Origin of the sequence: Providencia sp. PROV182, from assembly GCF_028480325.1 — a bacterium.
GTDB lineage: Bacteria > Pseudomonadota > Gammaproteobacteria > Enterobacterales > Enterobacteriaceae > Providencia > Providencia hangzhouensis.
In genome coordinates this window covers 42,655-64,021 of sequence record NZ_JAMPOL010000004.1, presented here as the reverse complement: position 1 = coordinate 64,021, position 21,367 = coordinate 42,655, and the positions used below count along the sequence as shown (strand labels likewise).

Here is a 21,367-nt window from a genome sequence, read left to right as displayed (position 1 = left end):
TTAAATCTAGAATAGATAGAAACAAATCTTGCTTTTAGTCGGTGATTTTCACAAATCATTTTGTAAAAACCACCTAAAAATGCCAATCAGCGATTAATTGAACGAGCAATACGTGAGTAAGTGTGCCTAACCCCTCGGATCACAATACTATAATTTAAAATATTCTCAGGTAATGCAATTCCGTTATACCCTGAATCACCAATATGATGTAAATCTGTCCCGGCCATTTTACACATTAATGCTATTTGCCGAATAGTTTGTAAATCTGCGCCTTCTTGAGAAGTCCCAATCGCTGTCATTGTCATCACACCTTGGGAATGGCAATAACCCACCATTTTTTGCACAAACTCTAACGAGATCCCGGGGACCGTTCCTGGAGCCGGAAGCAAAATAATATCTGCACCACTGTTAATAAAGGTACGAATATCATCTTCTGTTATGAGTTGCTCAGCCGAGGCATTCAAAACTCCTGCTGCGTGCATTTTCCCTGTAATAAGCACAATATCTTCGCCAACAACAGCTTTAAGCTCTTTAAGACTCTGGTTAATTTCCTGATTAGTGACTCCGTTTCCAGGGTTTCCCGTTAAAACAATAATGTCAGCACCCATTTCTTTTAACTTAAGGGCATTTTTTACTGTTGCTAGCCGCCCCTCTGACATTTTCCACTGCGCATCCTGTGTTGGATTATTAAATCCCTCAGGTACGGGCTCTAAATTAACGCCTATTGCTCTCCCCGTTAAACGCTTAAGCGTTCGAATGATTTCTTCGGGTTCAATCCCTTCGGGCAGACCTTGCATAATAGGTTGATTAACATCAAAAACATTCAGCAACAGGATATCGGCACCTTGGCTTGCAGCTAATTCAGCATTCGTTACCGTCATTAATACAGGCTGAATTGTACCAATAGTTTCAGAAACCAATATTCGCCCTTCACTGGCTTTAATTGATTCTAATAGATTCTTTTTATTGAATTTTGCGATTTCTGAAGCTGAACAATCAAGATAACGTCGTTGCATGGCTATACCTTTAGTTTCAACAAAATTGATGAAAAACTCATTTGTCATGAATATCTACATTCAAAATATATCACGTAGATAATAATAAACTGCCTAATAGAGCACACTATTAGCAAGTTATTTTTTGAAGAATAATAACTTTTTCTAACACATAGATTTTTATATAAAAATAATCATTCTCAGCAACGCGTTGTCAACTTATCAGAAATTATCACTTGTTTTTTATTAATAGTAATGATTATCATTACTACTCTATATCACTTATGGTAAGGACAAAAATAATGAAACTCGCCTATAAAGCTGCTGTTTCAGGTCTCGCGTTGTTTTCAATCTCAGCATTAGCTCAAGAGTACCCTCTCGGTCACCCTGTGATCAAAAACGGAATGGAAATCCAAGGTGTTTATTTACAGCCCATTACAATGGATACCGAAGAAGGCCATCATGCGATGTCTCACTTAGCTGCAGATAAAGCAGATGTCCACTTAGAAGCAGATATTCACGCTGTTGAAGATAACCCAAATGGCTTTGCAGAAGGCGATTGGATCCCTTACCTGACCATTGAGTATTCAGTGACTAAACTCGGTGATAAACCACAAACTCAAACAGGCACATTTATGCCTATGGTGGCGAGTGATGGCCCTCATTATGGGGAAAACATTAAATTAGATGGCAATGGTAAATACCGCGTCACCTATAAAATTTACCCGCCATCACACAATAAAGAAGTTGCCTTTGGGCGCCATATTGATAAAGAAACAGGTGTAGCCCCTTGGTTCCAACCTTTCGAAGTCTCTTGGGACTTTGACTACGCAGGTGTTGGCCGTAAAGGTAGTTACTAATTTTTTTATTAAAATTAGATAAGGGCTTAACCAAGGGAGTTATCTTGCGTAAGCCCTTTTTTGTTTGTTGTTATTAAAGGATAAACCAAGCCAAAATGAAAACATTACTGAGTTTTTTACTGGTTATCACTTGTACAATAGTTCCCTTATCTTCATTTGCTGCAGAAAAATATACTGTCGAATTAGAAATGAAAAATGGTGATCTCATCCCGCGAGTTCTTGAAGTTCCTGCAAAAACGATTATCCGCATTAAAATTACCAACACAGGTACTGAACCCGCAGAGTTTGAAAGCATTCAATTAAGAAAAGAAAAAGTTTTAGCGCCGGGTGCAAGCTCAGTAGTGGTAATCGCACCACTGAAACCTGGTACGTACACTTTTTTTGATGACTTCCACCTTTCTCACCCCAAAGGCGAGATCATTGCGAAATAAAAGGATTTAGCATGGGACAAGTTCTGTTTGTTGTTTGGCGTGAAAGCTTTGAAGCGCTACTTGTCATTGGCATTATTTATGCGTGGATTAAACGTCACCCTGACGCACATAATGGTATGAAATACCTTTGGGCTGGTGTCGCTATCGGGGTTATAACCTCAATCTTATTGGCGCTTCTCATTTATGGTGTATTCAATGTCCTCGATGACACTGGGCAATCACTATTTATGATTTTTATGGAGTTACTCGCCTGTGTCCTGATTGTCCAAATGGTGTATTGGATGAACAAACATGGAAGTTCAATGAAATCCGAAATTGAATCAGGAATAAGACGTAATGCCGCCCACCATAACTGGTGGGGAGCCGCATTGATTATTGCTATTGCCATTGCCCGCGAAGGGAGTGAAATCGTCGTCTTCCTATCTAGCTTTATTATGTCGCTAACCACATCTAATGCCTCGACTTTCTTTATCGAGGTCGGTGGTGGAATTGCGATTGCAGGTCTTACACTTTATGTTTTCCTACTAACAAATCGCTTAATTTCGTGGTCTATCTTCTTTAAAGTTACAGGGGTTATTTTATTATTCCTCGCATTATCTCTCTTACTTAAAGGTGTAGAAGAAAGTGCTAACTTATTGATTGAATATGATTTCGCTATCCCTGAGTTTTTAATTTACCCCGCTTGGGATACAACTGCATTTCTCGATGATTCTGGTATTGCTGGCAATTTTATCTCTTCTTTCTTTGCCTACCGTTCACAACCGATTTGGCTCAGCGTCATTACCTTTGTCCTTTATTGGGCTATTGTGATCCCATTGTTTGCTCGGAGCAAAAAAAATGTCTAGCTCACTGAGGCGGAATATCAAATGGATGTCTTTTAGCTTAATACTCAGTGTTGCCATTCCTACTTTGGTTCAAAGTAAAGCACTAAGATCCCCTGTGCAAACAGGGGACAACATCATTATTGCTAAAGGTGATATACCCACTCCAGAAAAATATCAACATGCAATCCAAACCTATTTAACCTTTGCCACTAATCAATTGGCAGAAATGGTCACACAATTGGAATTGTTGCAACAGAATTTACAGCAAGGGAAGCTGCAACAAGCTCAAACAGCATATATTCAAGCTCACCAGTACTATGAAACAGTGCGCCCGATTATTATTTTATTTGGTAATACGGATAGGACAATTAACCCAAGAGCCAATTATTTCCTCGATAAAGAAACAGATTACCGCTTTACGGGGTTTCATCTTGTTGAGTACCAGCTATTTATGCAAAAGGATGCCAAACTTGCGTTAGCGGCAAACCAAGAGCTATTACTCAAAGGGCGTGATTTGCATAAACGAGTAGCAACTGAAACCATCGAAATACCCAAGCTCGTGCAAGCCTCGGCTGATTTTATTGAAATGATCTTAGAAACGAAATTGGGGGGTAAAGAAAATATCTACAGTTTGTCTGATTTAACTGATATTGCCGCTAATTTAAAGGGATCACAAAAAATAATTGGGGTTCTTAAACCTTTTATCAAGCCAGAAACACTGGATAAAATACAGCAAAATGAACAGCTGATTAACCAAATAATGCAGACATATCAACTGTCAAATACCACATATCAACCCTATAGCCAATTACAATTAAAAGACAAAATGGCACTTTATTCATTACTCACTCAGCAAGCTGAAACCTTAGCCAAATTACGTGCTGAGCTTGATGTCGATGTTTACTATAAATATTAAGGCATATATTTATGCAAGCTAAACTTAGTAGTATATTGCAAACCAACGGAATGTCTCGGCGTAATGCCCTAAAAATGCTCGCAGTTAGTAGCGCAGTTTTAGCGGCTCCAACATTAAAAGCGCAAGGGAAAATTGCTAATTGCCAGCTCACCTATAACAAAGCAATCAATTATCTTGGGCTACACCAAGCCGGTGTTTTAACGCCTGAACCCAAAAATGCCACTTTTATTGCATTTAATACTACAGCGAATTCTGTCGAACAATTACAAACTGTTTTTACTTTACTGACTCAGCGTATTGCTCACTTAACTCAACCCCAAATAGAGCCGTCAATCAATAACGATAAGATGCCTCCGGCAGAATCAGGTATTCTAGGGACACAACAACAACCCGACTCACTAACTATCACCGTTGCTTTAGGAAATTCTCTTTTTGATAACCGGTTCGGCTTAAATAAAGTTAAGCCTAAACATCTTAGTGAAATGACCAGTTTCCCTAACGATCGACTAGAACAAAAATGGTGTGGTGGTGATCTCCTTCTGCAAATATGTGCGAATAGCCAAGAAAGCGTTATCTATGCATTACGTGATATCCTACGTCATATTTCGCCATACAGTTTTCCTCTCTGGAAAATAGATGGTTTCTTACCTGCAAGAGATATTGATAACCACTCAACGCCTATCAACCTTTTTGGTTTTAAGGATGGAACAGGAAATGCGCCTGCCGATGACAATTCGTTAATGAACGAATTAATATGGATAACAAAAGGCAGCCAAGAACCGTCTTGGTGCGACGGAGGGACATACCAAGCAGTACGTCTCATTCGTTTTAATTTAGAGTTTTGGGATAGAACCCCCTTAGAAGATCAAGAAAATGATTTTGGCCGACATAAAGACTCAGGAGCACCAATCGGCATGAAAAATGAGCATGATGATCCTGAGTTTGAAAAAGATCCTCATGGTGACCGTATTTTATTTGATTCCCATATGCGCCGTGCAGAGCCTCGTAACCCTGAACGTTATACCGCAAAACTAAGGCGAAGAAGTTATAGCTATTCACTGGGGTTAACCGAAACAGGAACTCTCGATATGGGCTTAGTTTTTGTCTCTTTTCAACAAAATTTAAAGACAGGCTTTATTGACACTCAAAAACGGCTCAATGGTGAACCACTTGAACGTTATATCAAGCCTTTTGGTGGAGGGTACTATTTTGTATTACCTGGAGTCCAATCGGCACAAGACACACTTGCTGAAAAAATGTTTACAGCCTTAAAACAAACTAGCTAATTATATTTATAAAATGAAAGCCCTTATTACATTTGCCGTAAGGGCTTTATTCGAAGCGATATCATCTCTTTTTAATTGAACACATTATTATTTTTTACGTTCCTTCACATCCGCTTCGACTTCCTGTTTCCAGTCCTCTGATATTGGCGCAGACATTTGTTTAGCTTCCACCGCTTTATTTACAGCACGATAAGCTTTATCGTAACCTGTCCCATCTTGCACATAACCAGTGGCATTTGAACTTTTAATCCCAATATTTTCCGCTTCAGAAATGGCATCAATATTGGCTCCTAAGAAAATAAAATCCCATTTATCTTCTGTTTCAGCAGACTTAATCATAGCTTTAATTTTCGCCTGGGAATATTTACGGCTACTATTTTCTTGCCCATCTGTAATTATTACAAAAAGGACATTATTATTTTTAGTAACCTTTCTATTTTCTTGCATTTTTTCAATGCCTTCTCCTATTGCGTCTAACAATGCGGTATAGCCACCAACAGGATAATCATCAAGTGTTAGATTAGAAACTTTTGCAATGGGTTCTCTATTATGGAGTAAACTTGTTTTGTCATTAAATAAAATAGTTGTAATGTAGGTTTTTGCTTTTTTTCCTTTATTTTCAGTTAATACACTATTATATCCACCAATTGTATCAGTCTCGAAACCTGACATAGAGCCACTTTTATCAAGAATGAATACTAAATCTAAAACATCGGGTTCCTTTTTGGTATCAATAATAGTTGTACTGCTAGCGACAGAAGAAAATAAAAACAAAAATACAGCTGATATGACGGTGAAAACAGATTGTATGGATAAATTCATCGCCGAGTTCCTTGGTGAGGTTAATAAAAATATAACTACCCCAATCTCGCTTTTTCGCCAATTATTTCAAATAAGATTACTCTGTATAATTAATAAGCATTTTCTTAATTAATTTCAAAAAAATTATTACTCGAAATAGTTTTTTGAGTAAATATGTAAAGAGTAAATCTACTTAAATGATTATTATTTTAACCAAATACCATTTTCTCTTACTACATTAATTTCTTGAATGAAATGATTATATTTAATATTTTCCGCAACAGAATTTGATGAAGCACTTCGAGCCTGCTCCTGGACTAATTCTGTGATAGCCTGATGAAATTCTTGGTTTAATTCTTCATGGATATTCACATCATCGGTACTTTTTAACCGCGTAACTAACTGAATTAATTTTTCGGCCTTTGCCTGTACATCCTCATTATCAAAAGTAACAGTTGGGACTCCATACATAAATACCACATTGATAGAATCCGCAGCTTCATGATTAGCAGGATCCGGTAATAAATTTTGTCCGTATTCATTATCTAAATAGGCAATTAATTCATGTTTATCAAAACACTTGGATTTAATATTTCCATCTAACTTATCATCATAAAGTGTGATTGAATCTGGAAAATTTTCACCAACCGGGTAGCTACACCTAAATATATTTCCATCAATAAGCGTTGCATTAGAACTGCGAACTGGCAGTTCAAGCTCGTGCCCATTAATCGTAATGGGGTAACTCGCAGGTTTAAACCTCTCTTCTTTGCCATCAACGGCATAAACTTCAGACAATGTGTAATAAACAAAATGATTTGGGTTAATAATACCGCCAGAGTTATTTTCAAAGACAAAAAAATCCGTCACGTTACCCTCATCGCTTTCTAACTGGTGTAACCCGCTAGAAAGTAAAACAACACCTTTATCTTCTGGTAAAACATCATAATCTTTACCATCTAGCTTAAACCTAATCGTGTTTGCGCTTGGGTTACTATAATAAAATTTACCTTTACCACTTAAAAGCTCCATATCATCACAAGCGGAAAGTAATATAACCGCGGCGATAAAACAGCTATATTTTAGTATAGTATTCATAAAGTTATTCCAAAGCTTTTTAAAATCAATTTATTAAATAAAAAGTGAGCGCTATCTGTAACGCTCTTTAAGATATTATTATCGATATTGAAACCATTATTCAGTTATTCAAATAAAATAACTTTACGATAAATGCGGTAGTAATCTGTCTTAGTTGATAAATCTCATACGTTGTTATCACGCAATACTTTTAATAATACCTGAAAAACCTCGTCCATTAGTGGCGTCGCTTGCTCGCTATTACGAATTAAAGCGACTGTGCGCGTTAACTCCGGTTGTTGTAATTGCAAAACTTTCAATTCCGGGTCTCGTAAATGTACAGTATAAAGCAGTGGTAAAATAGCAATCGCTAATTTTGAACGAACTAAGCCATATAAGGTTTCAATATAATCTACTTGATAACGAATATTTAATTTTAGTCGGTGACTTTCCACCGTAGCAGCAACTAAACGTTGAATATTACCTTTCGAAAATACGGCAATATCACGATTATTTAGCAATTTCCACGGCAAGTGAAATTCATTGGTAGACACGGTATCATCATGATGAATAACAGCAACAAAAGGGTCATCCTGCAAGGGAAAGATATTTAAATTTTGAGGCACTGAGCTATCTAACACACCAATGCCAAAATCAATTTCATGATTGATAAGTTTATCAATCAAAGCGTCATTCGTTTGGTCATAAAACTCAATATTAAGCCTCGGAAAATATTGAGTTAATAATTCAGGTACAGCAGGAAATAACAAAGAACTTACGGAAGGAACTAGCCCAATACGTAATGTTCCATCCCCACCTTCCACGATTATTCTTTGAATTTCACTAAATGCACGGTGAGAAACACTCAGTATTTGCTGTGCATGTGGCAAAATTGCTGCGCCTAGCTCCGTTAATGTTACGGATGAAGCGGTACGATTAATTAGTTTTCCTCCAATAACCGTTTCTATTTGCCGCAAAGCACTACTCAAAGCAGGTTGGCTCACCGCTAGACGATTTGCTGTCTCGGTAAAATGGCGCAGTTTTGCTAATGTCACAAAATACTGTAGTTGTTTGAGCGTAAGTGCTGGCAGTCTCTGCCAAGGTTCTATCATAATAATGTACTTTTATTTTTATTGGGTTAGCCAATATATCTGTTCATTATAACCATTTCTTATCGCATGATAAATTTTATCATCTTGGCAAACGTTTGCGTTGCTCATAAAGTAACAGTCATTAAATTGAAGGAATGGTATTTTTATGAGCATAACAGAACAAAACAGGCGTCATGTCATTCAATCCGCTAAAGGTGAAAAGCCTTTTGACCTTTTACTCGCTAATGCCAATATTGTCGATATGGTCACAGGTGAAGTTCGCCTTGCAGATATCGGGATCACCGGCAACCTAATTGCTAGCGTTCACCCTACTGGAACCCGTACTGATGCAAATGAAACCCATGATTTATCAGGCTATTTCATTTCACCCGGCTTAATAGACACTCACGTTCATTTAGAAAGCTCACACTTACCTCCTGTTCGCTATGCCGAGATAGTTCTAGCTCAAGGAACAACAGCTGTATTTTGGGACCCCCATGAACTCGCCAATGTGCTAGGCCTAGAAGGTGTACGTTATGCCATTGATTCTAGCCGAAATTTGCCGCTAGATATTATGGTTGCAGCCCCTTCATCTGTACCATCAACACCTGGCCTAGAAATGTCTGGTGCAGACTTTGCTGGGGATGAAATGTCAACCATGCTGAGTTGGCCGGAAGTTCGTGGTGTGGCTGAAGTTATGGATATGTTTGGCGTGCTCCATGGCAGTGATAGAATGGAAGAAATTCTAAATGCAGGAATTACATCAGGTAAACTTATAGAAGGCCATGCAAGAGGCTTAAATGGGGCTGATCTCCAAGCTTATCTGGCTGCCGGAGTCACATCTGATCACGAATTAACCTCGGCTGAAGATGCCCTTGAAAAACTGCGTGCGGGCCTTACATTACAAATTCGTGGCTCTCATCCTTACCTTCTTCCCGATATTGTTGCCGCATTAAAATCCTTACCACATTTATCATCGCAAATTACAGTATGTACGGATGATGTTCCGCCCGATATGTTAATTGAAAAAGGTGGCATTATTGCGTTACTTAACCTTTTAATTGAGCATGGAATGCCGGCAACGGACGTACTACGCTTTGCTACATTTAATGCTGCAATACGCTTGCAACGCCATGACCTTGGCCTGATTGCCGCAGGTAGAAAAGCAAATTTAGTTATCTTCGATTCATTGGAAGTTTTGAAAGCGAAAGCTGTGTATGTGTCTGGACGAAAAATTGCTGAAAATAATCAGCTTATCAATGCATTAAATGTGCCTAATGACATTTTACCTCCACGCGATACCATGCGACTTTCACCTATTACCCCAAATGATTGCACATTAAAAATTGATGAAATAAATAATGGTAGTGCGCGTTTACGTCATATTCGTGGGGCGCGCTTTACCCAATGGGGAGAAGTTGACGTACAAATCAAAAATAGCGTGGTACAACTGCCGAATAATTTCAGTCTTATTCGAGTTCAACACCGTCACGGCCGTCACGATGCTTTACCTCAAATAGCCTTACTTGAGGGCTGGGGTGAATTACGCGGAGCCATTGCGACAAGCTATTCACACGATTCACATAACCTCGTTGTTCTTGGACGTGACCCCGATGATATGGCTATCGCTGCTAATTTATTAATCGAGAGTGGTGGAGGTATGGCGTTAGTGCAAAATGGCCAAATTTTAGCCCATGTTGCGATGCCAATAGCGGGGATGTTATCTGATTTACCTGCGCCTGAATTAGCCGCTCAGTTTCGTCAATTACGTGAATTAAGCAGTGAAATTGCAGATTGGGAACCACCTTACCGCGTATTTAAAGCCATTGAGGGAACTTGTCTTGCCTGCAATGCAGGGCCACATTTAACCGATTTAGGATTAACTGACGGAACAACACGTCAAATCGTTGACGCTGTTATCCATACGGTTAAGCACGCTTAGAAAATTAAAAATATCAAAAATAATGATAGGAGAGCCTATTAATGGCTGACAGTTCAATAAATACGCCAACATCAGGGAGTTGGCTGGAAAAACGCTTTGCTTTACGTGAACGTGGGAGTTCAGTGAAAACAGAGTGTTTAGCCGGAGTTACTGGTTTTTTAGCCGCAGCTTACCTGCTAGTCGTGATCCCCGGTTTACTTGCCGCAGGAGGAATGGATAAAGGCGCAGCAACCACTGGAACAATTATTGTCTTCGTCATTGCCAGTTTATTAATGGCATTCTATGCGAATTTACCATTTATTGTTGGCCCCGGTATCGGAGGCTCTGTTCTTGTCGGCATTACTCTCGCAGGTAGTGAAGGCATTGACTGGCAAATAGGGCTCGGCATTGCTTGTTGGTCTGGAATTTTATTTTTCCTATTAACTAAATTTGGCTTGCGTGAGGTTGTTACACGCTCTGTTCCCCAATCAATTAAACTCGGATTAACTGCATCAATTGGTCTGTTCGTGGCCGTTTTAGGTTTTCGAAATGCAGGGTTAGTACTTGCTAACCCAAAAACAAATGCACTAATGCTTGGGGATTTCCTTTCTCCTGGTGCATTAGTTGCACTCGCAGGCTTTTTCGTTGCGATTGCACTACAAGCTCGCAAAATACCAGGCGGAATTTTATGGGCAATTTTATTTGCAACCCTCTTAGGCATTCCTTTTGGCGTCACAAAATTGCCTGAAAGCTTTATTGGTATTCCACATTCTGTAGCACCTGTACTAGGGCATGTAGACTTAATTGGCGCATTAAATATCGCTTTCCTACCTTTCTTATTTGTCTTTTTTGCTGCTGAGTTTTTCTCAACCATGGGAACAACTTTAGCCGTTGGCGGAGAGGCTGGCTTATTAGATAAAGAAGGTAATATGCCAAATATTAACCGCCCCTTTATCGTTGACTCAATTGCTGCTGCATTAGGCCCGTGGGTAGGTATTCCAGCGGCAACCGCACTCATTGAGTCCTCCGCTGCCGCAGAAGCTGGGGGTAAAACAGGTATGACCGCCCTTGCTGCTGCCTTTATGTTTTTATTAATGCTGTTATTTACGCCTATCGCATTAATGATCCCAGCCCAAGCCACAGCTCCAGCTCTAATTTTAATTGGACTAAATATGTTTAGTGGCTTACGAAAAGTGGACTTAGGCAATTTTACTGATGGCTTACCAGTATTAATGATGGTGATGATTACGTTAATCGCTAATAGTTTTGGTACTGGTATTGCAGGTGGGCTGTTATTTTATATTTTAATCAAAGCGGTTGCAGGCAAATGGAGAGAAATTCCAATAAGCTTGTGGATCCTTGCAGTGCCTCTTATTTATTATTTCTCAACATTAGTAAAACACTAATACCACGAGTGCCAGAAAAGCCGATACTTCCACTGTCGGCTTTTCTATTCTAATAAATTTAATTCAAAACTGCATGAGCTTCTATTTCTATCAACCATTCCGGTAAGGAAAGCCCTGAAACAATAACCCAAGAAGATGCAGGTGGCATATTTGGAAATTTTTCTTTTAATGCTCGCGCAATATCAGCTTGTTCCTTATGGCTGTTAAAGCCCTCTTTGATATAAATACGTAGCATAGCCACATGAGATAAATCGCCACCGGCCTCATGCAATACATGTTCAATATTAATTAATGATTGCACGGTTTGTTCGTAAATTCCCCCAGCAACAGTTTCTTCCGCAGCATTCACACCAACCTGACCCGATAAAAATAATTGTCGGGTTCCCGTTGTTTCTACGGCTTGGCTAAAGCCATACTGCAAAGAATTAAAGACAGACTCTGGATTTATCGATTTTTTAGTCATTTTTGTTCCATCGTTAATAAAACAGTAAAGCAGTATAAGACTTTCACTTTTCAACTCATTAAATATCAGGCAAACGTTATTTGATTTGTATTAAAAAAGCATCAAAAGACACACTGGCTTATGTGCATCTAAGAATAAACACGAATACGCTCAGCTAAATAGTTCGCACACAAGGTGACTTCCACCTGTTGATTTTCCCATTCAACAGAAACACCAGTTAAATAGGCCTTTTTCGCTACCAGTAGCACCGAGGCCAATTCCACTGGCATGAGTTCTATTGCCCAAATGGCAGCCTCATCCTTTGACATAAATAGTCCCGTTTCCATGGTGTACCACATGCGTGCTAATGTCAGTAAAACATTACGCTCATCACCTTTTAGAGATAACTCTAAATTAGGGAGTGAATCTAACATAGCTCGGCGAATATCATGCAGGCCAACAATAGGTAAGCCGTATATTTCCTTGTGCCATAAACTTACTGCTTCTTGTGACGCTTGGGCTAACATTAGTGTGAATTCAGGGTCTTGAGTTTGTCCTTCAAATACCCCTTGCTCGTACTCTGTACGTAACCACTCTCCATAAATTAATTCACATTTTGCAGGATAAGAAAGCATGTTTAATTCACTTGTTAAGAATACAACAATTTCCAGTGGTCGCCGGCCTTTTGGATCAATCGGATATAAGCCAGAAATATCCATTAAATCTCGTACAAGTTGTTCACGGCAAATATCAGTCACGGGGCTATCAATCACCACAAGTAAATCAATATCACTCATTGGCCGTAACCCACTAGAAACAGAGGAACCGTGTAGATAAACTGCAATTAATGAATCAGAAAAATGTTTTCGCAGAATAACCAATGCTTGTTCTGCTTGGGGGGGAGTTACCATCATATCACTCCTATCATATTTAATGATACTAATACTAGTATAAATAGTAATTAAAACAATAATTTTAATAAAATCAATAACTAAATCACTGACTTATTTTTATGACATAAATGAAATGGTTAAAAACTAAGCTATAATATTTAAATAGAATTACACTATTATTTTAATGAATAATATTCGCATTCATTTCACTGAGGTTAAAAGCAATTAATCGTTCAGATACTGAGCCCAAATGACATGTTCAAGACATCAATTTTCATTTGAATTATTAAATAAACTAAAAGCTCATTCTACATCATGCAGCATTACTCCTCTTCTTCTACAATTGCTAAGCGTCTTACATGCGGTACATCACACTTCTCATCATTCATATTGAATTCGGCTTTATAACCACGAGATAAAACCAGTGCAAATATTAATCACCATATAAATGATACCCAAATACATATCAAACAGAAAAAACCATAATTAACAAATAGTTAAATTGAAAATAAATAATTTACTACGGGATTGGATGGCTCGACAAATGAAAAAATAAGAATGTCGCAGTTAACTAAAAGTTATAGATACCCAAACAAAACTCATTGTTAAACAAAAGTTACGCAAAGTAATTTAATTTATCGCTAATGTTAAATAACAACGGTGAAAGTTCTGGTAAACTAACTTGAGGTAAAATAATGATCCTAGATGCCAGCTACACTTTATTAGTCGCTTGTTTGGCGCTATTGATTGGTATGTTTGTTGTAAAATACACTCCTTTTCTACAAAAAAACCATATTCCTGAAGCCGTTGTTGGCGGTTTTATTGTTGCTATCATTCTATTAATTGTCGATAAAACAGCTGGATATTCATTTACTTTTGATGCTTCACTACAAAGCATTTTAATGATTACGTTCTTTTCATCAATTGGATTGAGCTCAGATTTTTCGCGTTTAATAAAAGGTGGTAAGCCGCTTATTTTATTAACTATCGCAGTGACTATCTTAATTGCTATTCAAAATACCGTTGGTATGGGAATGGCTGTCATGCTTAATGAAAGTCCATTTATTGGCTTAATTGCAGGCTCAATCACACTTACGGGTGGCCACGGCAACGCAGGAGCTTGGGGACCAATACTGGCTGATAAGTATGGCGTGACTGGTGCTGTTGAATTAGCTATGGCATGTGCAACCCTAGGTTTAGTATTAGGTGGGTTAATTGGCGGCCCTGTTGCTCGTCATTTATTGAAAAAAGTTTCAATCCCTAAAAGCACTGAACTCGAAAAAGAAACAATCGTTGAAGCCTTCGAACAACCGAGTGTTAAACGAAAAATTAATGCTAATAATGTTATTGAAACCATCTCAATGCTGATTATCTGTATTGTTGTCGGTGGCTATATTAGTGAGTTTTTTAAAGATACTGTCATGCAATTACCAACCTTTGTTTGGTGCTTATTTGTCGGTATTATTATTCGTAACGTCTTAACCCATGTATTTAAGCATGAAGTTTTTGAACCAACTGTTGATGTTTTAGGTAGCGTTGCCTTGTCATTATTCTTAGCAATGGCGCTAATGTCCTTAAAATTCGGTCAACTCGCCAGTATGGCAGGCCCTGTTCTGATAATTATTGCTGTCCAAACGGTAGTTATGGTTCTATTTGCAACATTTGTTACCTTTAAAATGATGGGTAAAGACTATGACGCAGTTGTTATTAGTGCTGGGCACTGCGGGTTTGGAATGGGTGCGACACCAACCGCTATCGCTAACATGCAGACCGTCACTAAAGCATTCAGTCCTTCTCATAAAGCATTTTTAGTGGTGCCAATGGTAGGGGCATTTATTGTCGATATTTCAAATAGTATCTTAATTAAAATCTTTATCGAAATCGGCACGTATTTTACCTAGTACGCAATCATAGAGGCCAGGCTATAACCTATGTATATCATCTGGCCTTCTCTTTTTATCACCATTGAATTTAAACCGCCTAATTACCTTTCATCATTTTCAGTACCAAATAAATAGTTGTTCAGATTAATTTGTATTAATTCGGTAGAATATGCGAATTAATACAAATAGTCGGTTTCGGTGAGTCAAAGCAAATAGTAGGTTTCTGAAAATGAAATTAAGGCATCTCGATATTTTTTATGCAGTCATGACATGTGGCTCTTTAACTCGTGCAGCGGAGGTTTTACATATCTCACAACCCGCGGCAAGTAAGGCCTTAAAACATGCAGAACAACAACTTGGCTTAGTCTTGTTCCAGCGAATAAGAGGAAAGTTAATTCCCACGGCTGAGGCAAACCTGCTATTTGAAGAAGCCAAAGAAGTTTATCAAAATCTAGATAAACTAAGAATTTTAGCGCAAAATTTATCACGTGATCCGCAAGGTAAACTAGCCATTGGTTGTCTACCTAGCTTAGGGCTAAACTTAGTACCTGAAGTGACCGCGCAATTTATTAAAAAACACCCCAATATCAAACTCACGATCGGTACACATCATACAACGGATATTCTGCAGTTATTAACCCAACAAGATCTCGACATTGGTATTGGCTTTAATCTTGAAATTGAAGGGGGCATTACTGTTCTTCCCATTGCTGATATCCCATTAGTCTATGTGGATAGTAAATTACCATTGCACTCCCCTGTATCACTCACCGATATAGACCAAGAGCGTTGGATCCATCCTGGGTCTGACTCCTTATCTCAGCTATTACAAAAGCGCCATGAGTTTGCAGAATCAAATATTAGTGTTCATACCTACCATATGGCAGCAGAATTTGTTCAAGCGGGTTTAGGCTGTAGTATTACGGATATTTTTTCAGCCGAACATACGCTACCTGAGTCGATGATTTACCCACTAAAAGAAGGTTTACATCTTGCCGTATCTGTTTTTCATCGCGCAGACAAACCATTAACCAAAGCTGCACAAAATTATGTTAATACTTTGGCATCCACACTTGAAAAAAGAAATAAAGTAGTTAACCAAAAGTTATACTCTAGTAATGAAAACTCAATTGTTTAGTTAGCTTATTCACCGTTAAATAATAACATCTTGGTTATTATGAGTTACGGATTATTATGACTAAACATGTGGTGGTTATTGGAGCTGGTGTAATTGGTTTAAGCACCGCCTATGCATTAATTAAAGCAGGCCAAACCGTAACATTAGTTGAATCAGATACCGATGTTGGCATGCAGACCAGTTTTGCTAACGGTGGGCAACTCAGCTATCGTTATGTATCTCCTCTTGCAGACGCCGGTGTTCCTTTGCAAGGCCTACGTTGGATGGGGAAAAATGATTCTCCTTTAAATCTAAAAATAACGCCTTCAATACAACAATGGTCTTGGCTTGCACAATTTACATTAGCTTGTAACCGTAAAACGAATAAAATTAATGGTGCCCATCTTTTACGTTTATCACTTTTTAGCCAAGAAATAATGAATAAATGGCGTAACAATGGTGATATTTCTGATTTTGCTTGGGAAAAATCAGGGAAATTAATTATCCACCGTGATAATAAAAGTTTTCAAAAAGCCAGTGAAACGGTTGATAAACAATTTCAAAAAATATTAACACCCTCTGAAATTGTTGGGCTAGAACCTTCTTTAAAAAATATACAGTCTCAATTGGTAGGTGCAATATATGCCCCTGATGATGAGAGTGCAGATTGCTATTTATTCTGTAAGAACCTACTGCAATATTTACTCACGCAATCTCAATTTAATCTTTGCTTACAACATAATGTTCAATCTTTCATTAAACAAGATGACTGCATTATAGGAGTAGCCACTCACCAGGGAACTATCCAAGCTGATGATTTTATTGTTTGTGCCGGCAATGGTAGCCGCGAATTGTTAAAACCACTAAATATTAATGTCCCAATTTTAGGGTTAAAAGGCTATAGCTTAAGCGTAGAATACCCGCAGGTAGAACATATTGTTCCGAAAATTAACGTGACTGATTACGGCAATAAAATTGTCTATGCCAAACTTAATGATCAATTACGCATTGCTGCGATGGTTGATATTGGTTATGACAAGCAAGGCTTGCGTGAAAATAGAATACAAGCACTCAAGAATATTATTAAAAATACCTTCCCTGAATTACCTAAAATTGACGATGCTGAAAGTTGGTGTGGGTTACGCCCTTCAACACCGAAAGGCCCACCGATACTAGGAAAAACTGCCTATAAAAATTTATGGCTTAATATTGGGCATGGCAGTTTAGGGTTTACACTTGCCGCAGGCAGCGCGGAAATACTGAGCCAATTAATAACTGAACAAAAACCCCCTATTTCTTTAACTGGATTAACGAGGTAATCATGTCCATAAAACGTAACAACCCAAAACCACGCTTAGCTGATAGCGTTGAATATTCAGGTTTAGTTTACTTATCAGGGCAAGTACCTAATGATCTAACGGGTGATATCACACAACAAACCAAAGACGTTTTTGCCAAGATTGATTCATTACTTGCTGCAAGCAACAGTGATAAAACACGTATTTTATCCGCCCAAGTTTGGATTAAAGATATCAAACGGGATTTTGCTGACTTTAATGCGGTATGGGAAAGTTGGATGCCTATAGAAAATAGCCCTGCCCGTGCAGCTGTTGAAGCCAATATGGCTCGGGAACAAGTACTAGTAGAAATTATGGTGATTGCTGCTCAGGCTTGACCCTATTTAACTGTATTCTAAATCTAAAAAACAGTGAGGTCTAAAAAGATCTACTGTTTTTTATTACTCTACTAATTTATATTAATTTATTAAATAATATATTTAATAACCCCCATTAATCTCATTATAAAATATAACACTTTCACTACTTCCCTTATTAGCTATCATGGAATTGATTTCAATAAGAATAAATAGCTAATATAAATAATTACAAATCAAGTAAAAAACAATTATTAACTGGAGAAGTTAAATGAAAGAAACTGTTGTTGAATATATTTTATCTAAGCTCTATCAATTAGGCATCGAAGATATATTTGGTGTTCCTGGTGATTATTCATTTCCTGTAAATGATAGTGTTTGTGCAAACTCCCATCAACGTTGGATTGGCAATTGCAACGAATTAAACGCAGCGTATGCTGCAGACGGATATGCAAGAATTAAAGGTGTTGCTGCACTATCAACAACCTTTGGCGTTGGCGAATTAAGCGCTCTCAATGCAATAGCAGGTTCTTATGCTGAAAGAGTCCCTATATTTCACCTTGTTGGAATGCCTCCTAGCCTAACACAAAAGAAACAACGCATTTCTCATCACACATTAGGGGATGGAAACTATGACGTTTTTTATAAAATGAGCCAACATATTGTCTGTGCTCATGCCATTATTACCCCTGAAAACTGTATTGAAGAGACTGAGCGGTTAATCGCATGCGCCTTACATGAACGCCGTCCAGTTTATTTTGGCTTACCTGCTGATTATGCTGTAAAGACTGTAATTAAACCATTTCATCATGTTGTTCCATTAATACCAAACAGTTGCTCAGAAACACTAAAAAATATTATTCCTTTAATCTTAAATAAATTAATAAATAGCCAACAACCCTGCATATTAGCAGGCTCAATGTCTTTGCGCTTAGGCGTAGCAAATACCTTACAAACAATCATTGAAAAAACCAAAATTCCTTATACCACGTTATTTATGGATAAAAGTGTATTAGATGAAACTAATACGCAATATATCGGAATGTATACAGGGCAAATATTAACTCCTCAAGTCACTTCATTTGTCGAAAGCAGTGATTGTGTTATAAATATAGGCACTATTCTGTCTGACTTTAATTCAGGTTGTTATACCTCTAATATTAAAATCGAAAATATAATCCATATTATGGAAGATAAAGTCATTATTGATGGCCAATGCTACAATAATATTTCCATGAAAGACGTTGTTTTAGCCTTGCAGAATAGATTGCTATCACTGCCAACCTCTTCTTTTAATCAACACAAAAGTCCTAAGGCCCAATCACTAGGTCAACCGATAGCCGTAGAAACAAACGAAATAGCTGAATCATATCTATATCCTCGCTTAGAAAAAATGTTTAGACCTAATGATATAATATTTACAGATACTGGAACCTTTTCAATGGGCTTAGCATTTTCACTATTACCTAAAGGTGCATCTTTTCATTCCCAATCATTATGGGGATCTATTGGCTGGGCAACACCTGCTGCACTGGGCGCCGCTTTAGCATCCCCGTCACGTCGAGTCATCTTAGCGACAGGGGAAGGCGCTCATCAATTAACTATGCAAGAAATTAGTCAATTTGCACGATTCGGATTAAAACCCATCATCTTTGTATTAAATAATGATGGCTATCTTATTGAACGACTATTCTGTAAAGAACCTGAATATTATTATAATGATGTTGCGCAATGGAATTACGCACAACTTCCTTTAGCACTGGGATGTGACGATTGGTATTGCAAAAAAGTGACAACCTGCGATGAATTAGATGAGGCTTTACAGGCTATCGAAACACTCGATACTGCTGCTTATATAGAGATAGTCACTGACCGATATGATGCTTCAAAATATTTAATAAAAATGGGAGAAATGATTTCTTCTATTTATACCAACTAAACTAGTTTTAGGTCCTTTCGCCTTATAAAGGTCATTTAACTTTATAAGGCATGGGAATTTAACTTTAAACATCACAATACATTGAATTTGTAACCATTATTTTTTTCGTTTCACTAACATAACTAGATGAAACTACGCCATTTTTATGAGCTACAATATCCGCCATTATCGCTAATGCTATTTCGGGTGGTGTTTTGCTACCGATAGGAATACCAATGGGAGCATGGATGCGTTCTATTTCCGCCTCCGTCATCCCACCAGATGCTATAAGACGTTCACGACGACGAGCACTCGTTCTTACTGAGCCCATTGCACCAATATAAAACGCTGGGGTATTCACTGCTTCCATTAGTGTCAGGTCATCAATACGAGGATCATGGGTTAAAGAAACAATAGCGGTATTCGGTGTACAGCTTTGGGATTCCAAATAGCGAGCTGGAAATAATTTAATGACTTCAAATTGACTAGAAAGTTGCCCAGAAAAACGCGATAGCTCATCTTCACGGTGTTCACAAATGATAACCTCAAACCCTAATGTTGCTGCAAAACTAGCACAGTAAATACCTACATTTGAGATCCCAGCAATAATTAACCGTGGTGGCGCAGCAATATACAATTGAATATTATCCCCTTCCCGCTCTATTTGGGTTGGGATTTGTTGATTATTAACCGTGCTTACCTCCCCCCTTTGTGGCAACGTGATTTTTTTACTGATTGCAGTATATCCCAGTAACGCTTGATGTATCTCCGTAAGGTAACTAACACTTTCCTGACTATTCGGTAAATATTCAATTAAAACATCTAAACTACCATCACAAGGTAAATTCACTTTCGCTTCTAAACCACCGCGACCATAGCGAACAATTTGGCTGCTCTTAATGTATTCAGCATGCTGTATTCGTTGAATAAAATCTTCTTCAATACAACCACCTGATAAAGAACCAACATACTGGCCATCTGCCTTTGCAACAAGAAGTGAGCCCGGGCTACGAGGAGAGGAACCATATGTACTTAGCACCGTACACAACCATATGGGCTCTTTTTTTATCCAAGAAAGGGCTTGAGAGATAACAAAAACATCTTCACGCAACATATTCGTTCCTTAATCGTTATCAACACTCGGATAATCAATATCTTTTACAACATTTTCGTCATTTATGTCTAATTGATAAACAAGATTGCGACGTAATATTGATTTCGCACCGTCATCACCTACTAGATTAATTAATTCTGTATAATGCTTTGCAGATATTCCCACTGGATGGCCTGGCAAACCATTATATATTGGCCTGACTAATGTATGCTGTTTTAATTCATTCACTATACGAGTAAATAAATGACTATTGATGTATGGCATATCCGCTAAATGAATTATCCACCCATCTAAATTAGACGTATTTTTAACACCAAATGCGATTGATTCACCTAACCCATTACTATTTATCAACGAGTATGGAATATTAAATTGTAAACAATTATTAATAACACCTTCATTCTCAGGCCGTGTCACTACATGCACAGGAAGCTCACTATCGATTGAATTTAATAGTGTTTTTTCAAAAACTGTATTTTTTTCAAGCATAAAATTTAATTTACTTCCTTTACCTCCAGCATTTTGAAAACGTTCACTTTTTCCTGCTGCCAATATTAAAATACCAATATTCATAGTTTTTATTTTAAATCGATATACTGATTGCGTATCTCATAAATAAAGTATATTCAGTAAGATCACAAGAACTACTTATCATTAATTTGAAATTTATTAAGAGAAGTATAATATAAATGTGATACAAGTAATTTTTTCGATATGACTATAAAAATAAAAATACCG

The 21,367-nt window shown here is 37.8% G+C and carries 20 protein-coding genes; 12 read left to right on the top strand and 8 right to left on the bottom strand.

From position 1 onward, the window contains the following. Positions 1 to 86: 86 nt before the first annotated feature. Positions 87 to 1,016 carry a DUF7916 family protein gene (locus PR834_RS03170; RefSeq protein ID WP_164455181.1) on the bottom strand — a complete coding sequence of 310 codons (930 nt, stop codon included), beginning with the start codon at positions 1,014 to 1,016 and terminating at the stop codon, positions 87 to 89. Between the two features lie 281 nt (positions 1,017 to 1,297). Between PR834_RS03170 and PR834_RS03165 the strand changes: the two genes are divergently transcribed. From PR834_RS03165 to efeB, 5 genes are all read left to right on the top strand, one after another. After that, entirely contained in the window at positions 1,298 to 1,855 is a 558-nt protein-coding gene (locus tag PR834_RS03165; protein WP_094960937.1) for an iron transporter, read from the top strand. Between the two features lie 95 nt (positions 1,856 to 1,950). After that, positions 1,951 to 2,286: a cupredoxin domain-containing protein gene (locus tag PR834_RS03160; protein ID WP_004260622.1), complete on the top strand. Its 336-nt coding sequence runs from the start codon at positions 1,951 to 1,953 to the stop codon at positions 2,284 to 2,286. An 11-nt stretch (positions 2,287 to 2,297) separates the two neighbouring features. Continuing rightward, positions 2,298 to 3,131, top strand: coding sequence for an FTR1 family iron permease (locus PR834_RS03155; RefSeq protein ID WP_094960936.1), 834 nt, complete (start codon positions 2,298 to 2,300; stop codon positions 3,129 to 3,131). Then, complete coding sequence (locus PR834_RS03150) at positions 3,124 to 4,026, top strand: EfeM/EfeO family lipoprotein (protein ID WP_262960950.1); 903 nt, start codon at positions 3,124 to 3,126, stop codon at positions 4,024 to 4,026. The genes PR834_RS03155 and PR834_RS03150 overlap by 8 nt, the downstream gene beginning before the upstream one ends. Positions 4,027 to 4,037: 11 nt before the next feature. After that, entirely contained in the window at positions 4,038 to 5,312 is a 1,275-nt protein-coding gene (gene efeB, locus PR834_RS03145) for an iron uptake transporter deferrochelatase/peroxidase subunit (protein WP_112307188.1), read from the top strand. An 87-nt stretch (positions 5,313 to 5,399) separates the two neighbouring features. Here the strand turns inward: efeB and PR834_RS03140 are convergent, their stop codons facing one another. The 3 genes from PR834_RS03140 to PR834_RS03130 form a co-directional block, all read right to left on the bottom strand. After that, on the bottom strand, positions 5,400 to 6,134 hold the full coding sequence (locus PR834_RS03140; protein ID WP_050763767.1) for a vWA domain-containing protein: 735 nt from the start codon (positions 6,132 to 6,134) through the stop codon (positions 5,400 to 5,402). 183 nt (positions 6,135 to 6,317) lie between these two features. Then, complete coding sequence (locus PR834_RS03135; protein WP_112307189.1) at positions 6,318 to 7,211, bottom strand: hypothetical protein; 894 nt, start codon at positions 7,209 to 7,211, stop codon at positions 6,318 to 6,320. Between the two features lie 164 nt (positions 7,212 to 7,375). Then, complete coding sequence (locus PR834_RS03130) at positions 7,376 to 8,302, bottom strand: LysR family transcriptional regulator (RefSeq protein ID WP_272524983.1); 927 nt, start codon at positions 8,300 to 8,302, stop codon at positions 7,376 to 7,378. Between the two features lie 145 nt (positions 8,303 to 8,447). On the opposite strand from PR834_RS03130, the gene PR834_RS03125 reads away from it, so the two are divergent. After that, a complete protein-coding gene (locus tag PR834_RS03125; protein ID WP_094960932.1) occupies positions 8,448 to 10,223 on the top strand; it encodes an adenine deaminase in 1,776 nt (591 codons plus the stop codon). 41 nt (positions 10,224 to 10,264) lie between these two features. Continuing rightward, positions 10,265 to 11,608, top strand: a complete 1,344-nt coding sequence (locus PR834_RS03120; protein ID WP_004260651.1) for an NCS2 family permease — start codon at positions 10,265 to 10,267, stop codon at positions 11,606 to 11,608. A gap of 58 nt (positions 11,609 to 11,666) precedes the next feature. Here PR834_RS03120 and PR834_RS03115 read toward each other — a convergent pair whose 3' ends face one another. Together PR834_RS03115 and PR834_RS03110 are read right to left on the bottom strand one after the other, a co-directional pair. Next, positions 11,667 to 12,071 (bottom strand): RidA family protein, encoded by a 405-nt coding sequence (locus tag PR834_RS03115; RefSeq protein WP_153673129.1) that lies wholly within the window; start codon positions 12,069 to 12,071, stop codon positions 11,667 to 11,669. 128 nt (positions 12,072 to 12,199) lie between these two features. After that, a complete protein-coding gene (locus tag PR834_RS03110) occupies positions 12,200 to 12,964 on the bottom strand; it encodes an aminoglycoside adenylyltransferase domain-containing protein (RefSeq protein WP_272536422.1) in 765 nt (254 codons plus the stop codon). A gap of 674 nt (positions 12,965 to 13,638) precedes the next feature. Between PR834_RS03110 and gltS the strand changes: the two genes are divergently transcribed. The 5 genes from gltS to PR834_RS03085 all read left to right on the top strand — a co-directional run bounded on the left by gltS (position 13,639) and on the right by PR834_RS03085 (position 19,536). Next, positions 13,639 to 14,844 (top strand): sodium/glutamate symporter, encoded by a 1,206-nt coding sequence (gene gltS / locus PR834_RS03105; protein WP_094960930.1) that lies wholly within the window; start codon positions 13,639 to 13,641, stop codon positions 14,842 to 14,844. A 211-nt stretch (positions 14,845 to 15,055) separates the two neighbouring features. Continuing rightward, positions 15,056 to 15,964, top strand: a complete 909-nt coding sequence (locus tag PR834_RS03100; RefSeq protein WP_262960947.1) for a LysR family transcriptional regulator — start codon at positions 15,056 to 15,058, stop codon at positions 15,962 to 15,964. A 56-nt stretch (positions 15,965 to 16,020) separates the two neighbouring features. Beyond that, a complete protein-coding gene (locus PR834_RS03095; protein ID WP_272536421.1) occupies positions 16,021 to 17,262 on the top strand; it encodes a D-amino acid dehydrogenase in 1,242 nt (413 codons plus the stop codon). Between the two features lie 2 nt (positions 17,263 to 17,264). Then, on the top strand, positions 17,265 to 17,618 hold the full coding sequence (locus PR834_RS03090; protein WP_004260681.1) for a RidA family protein: 354 nt from the start codon (positions 17,265 to 17,267) through the stop codon (positions 17,616 to 17,618). 250 nt (positions 17,619 to 17,868) lie between these two features. Then, positions 17,869 to 19,536, top strand: coding sequence for an alpha-keto acid decarboxylase family protein (locus PR834_RS03085; RefSeq protein ID WP_272536420.1), 1,668 nt, complete (start codon positions 17,869 to 17,871; stop codon positions 19,534 to 19,536). 64 nt (positions 19,537 to 19,600) lie between these two features. Here PR834_RS03085 and PR834_RS03080 read toward each other — a convergent pair whose 3' ends face one another. Both PR834_RS03080 and PR834_RS03075 read right to left on the bottom strand, forming a co-directional pair. Further along, positions 19,601 to 20,629, bottom strand: coding sequence for an XdhC family protein (locus PR834_RS03080; RefSeq protein WP_110592288.1), 1,029 nt, complete (start codon positions 20,627 to 20,629; stop codon positions 19,601 to 19,603). 9 nt (positions 20,630 to 20,638) lie between these two features. Then, entirely contained in the window at positions 20,639 to 21,202 is a 564-nt protein-coding gene (locus tag PR834_RS03075; protein WP_180312398.1) for a nucleotidyltransferase family protein, read from the bottom strand. Positions 21,203 to 21,367: the final 165 nt, after the last annotated feature.

What these genes read in the sequence shown, in the direction of transcription:
- efeB (WP_112307188.1), top strand. Translation starts at nt 4,038, where the DNA reads ATGCAAGCTAAACTTAGTAGTATATTGCAAACCAACGGAATGTCTCGG.
- PR834_RS03170 (WP_164455181.1), bottom strand. Translation starts at nt 1,016, where the DNA reads ATGCAACGACGTTATCTTGATTGTTCAGCTTCAGAAATCGCAAAATTC.
- PR834_RS03100 (WP_262960947.1), top strand. Translation starts at nt 15,056, where the DNA reads ATGAAATTAAGGCATCTCGATATTTTTTATGCAGTCATGACATGTGGC.
- gltS (WP_094960930.1), top strand. Translation starts at nt 13,639, where the DNA reads ATGATCCTAGATGCCAGCTACACTTTATTAGTCGCTTGTTTGGCGCTA.
- PR834_RS03165 (WP_094960937.1), top strand. Translation starts at nt 1,298, where the DNA reads ATGAAACTCGCCTATAAAGCTGCTGTTTCAGGTCTCGCGTTGTTTTCA.
- PR834_RS03125 (WP_094960932.1), top strand. Translation starts at nt 8,448, where the DNA reads ATGAGCATAACAGAACAAAACAGGCGTCATGTCATTCAATCCGCTAAA.
- PR834_RS03120 (WP_004260651.1), top strand. Translation starts at nt 10,265, where the DNA reads ATGGCTGACAGTTCAATAAATACGCCAACATCAGGGAGTTGGCTGGAA.
- PR834_RS03115 (WP_153673129.1), bottom strand. Translation starts at nt 12,071, where the DNA reads ATGACTAAAAAATCGATAAATCCAGAGTCTGTCTTTAATTCTTTGCAG.
- PR834_RS03080 (WP_110592288.1), bottom strand. Translation starts at nt 20,629, where the DNA reads ATGTTGCGTGAAGATGTTTTTGTTATCTCTCAAGCCCTTTCTTGGATA.
- PR834_RS03085 (WP_272536420.1), top strand. Translation starts at nt 17,869, where the DNA reads ATGAAAGAAACTGTTGTTGAATATATTTTATCTAAGCTCTATCAATTA.
- PR834_RS03135 (WP_112307189.1), bottom strand. Translation starts at nt 7,211, where the DNA reads ATGAATACTATACTAAAATATAGCTGTTTTATCGCCGCGGTTATATTA.
- PR834_RS03075 (WP_180312398.1), bottom strand. Translation starts at nt 21,202, where the DNA reads ATGAATATTGGTATTTTAATATTGGCAGCAGGAAAAAGTGAACGTTTT.
- PR834_RS03150 (WP_262960950.1), top strand. Translation starts at nt 3,124, where the DNA reads ATGTCTAGCTCACTGAGGCGGAATATCAAATGGATGTCTTTTAGCTTA.
- PR834_RS03090 (WP_004260681.1), top strand. Translation starts at nt 17,265, where the DNA reads ATGTCCATAAAACGTAACAACCCAAAACCACGCTTAGCTGATAGCGTT.
- PR834_RS03140 (WP_050763767.1), bottom strand. Translation starts at nt 6,134, where the DNA reads ATGAATTTATCCATACAATCTGTTTTCACCGTCATATCAGCTGTATTT.
- PR834_RS03110 (WP_272536422.1), bottom strand. Translation starts at nt 12,964, where the DNA reads ATGATGGTAACTCCCCCCCAAGCAGAACAAGCATTGGTTATTCTGCGA.
- PR834_RS03160 (WP_004260622.1), top strand. Translation starts at nt 1,951, where the DNA reads ATGAAAACATTACTGAGTTTTTTACTGGTTATCACTTGTACAATAGTT.
- PR834_RS03095 (WP_272536421.1), top strand. Translation starts at nt 16,021, where the DNA reads ATGACTAAACATGTGGTGGTTATTGGAGCTGGTGTAATTGGTTTAAGC.
- PR834_RS03155 (WP_094960936.1), top strand. Translation starts at nt 2,298, where the DNA reads ATGGGACAAGTTCTGTTTGTTGTTTGGCGTGAAAGCTTTGAAGCGCTA.
- PR834_RS03130 (WP_272524983.1), bottom strand. Translation starts at nt 8,302, where the DNA reads ATGATAGAACCTTGGCAGAGACTGCCAGCACTTACGCTCAAACAACTA.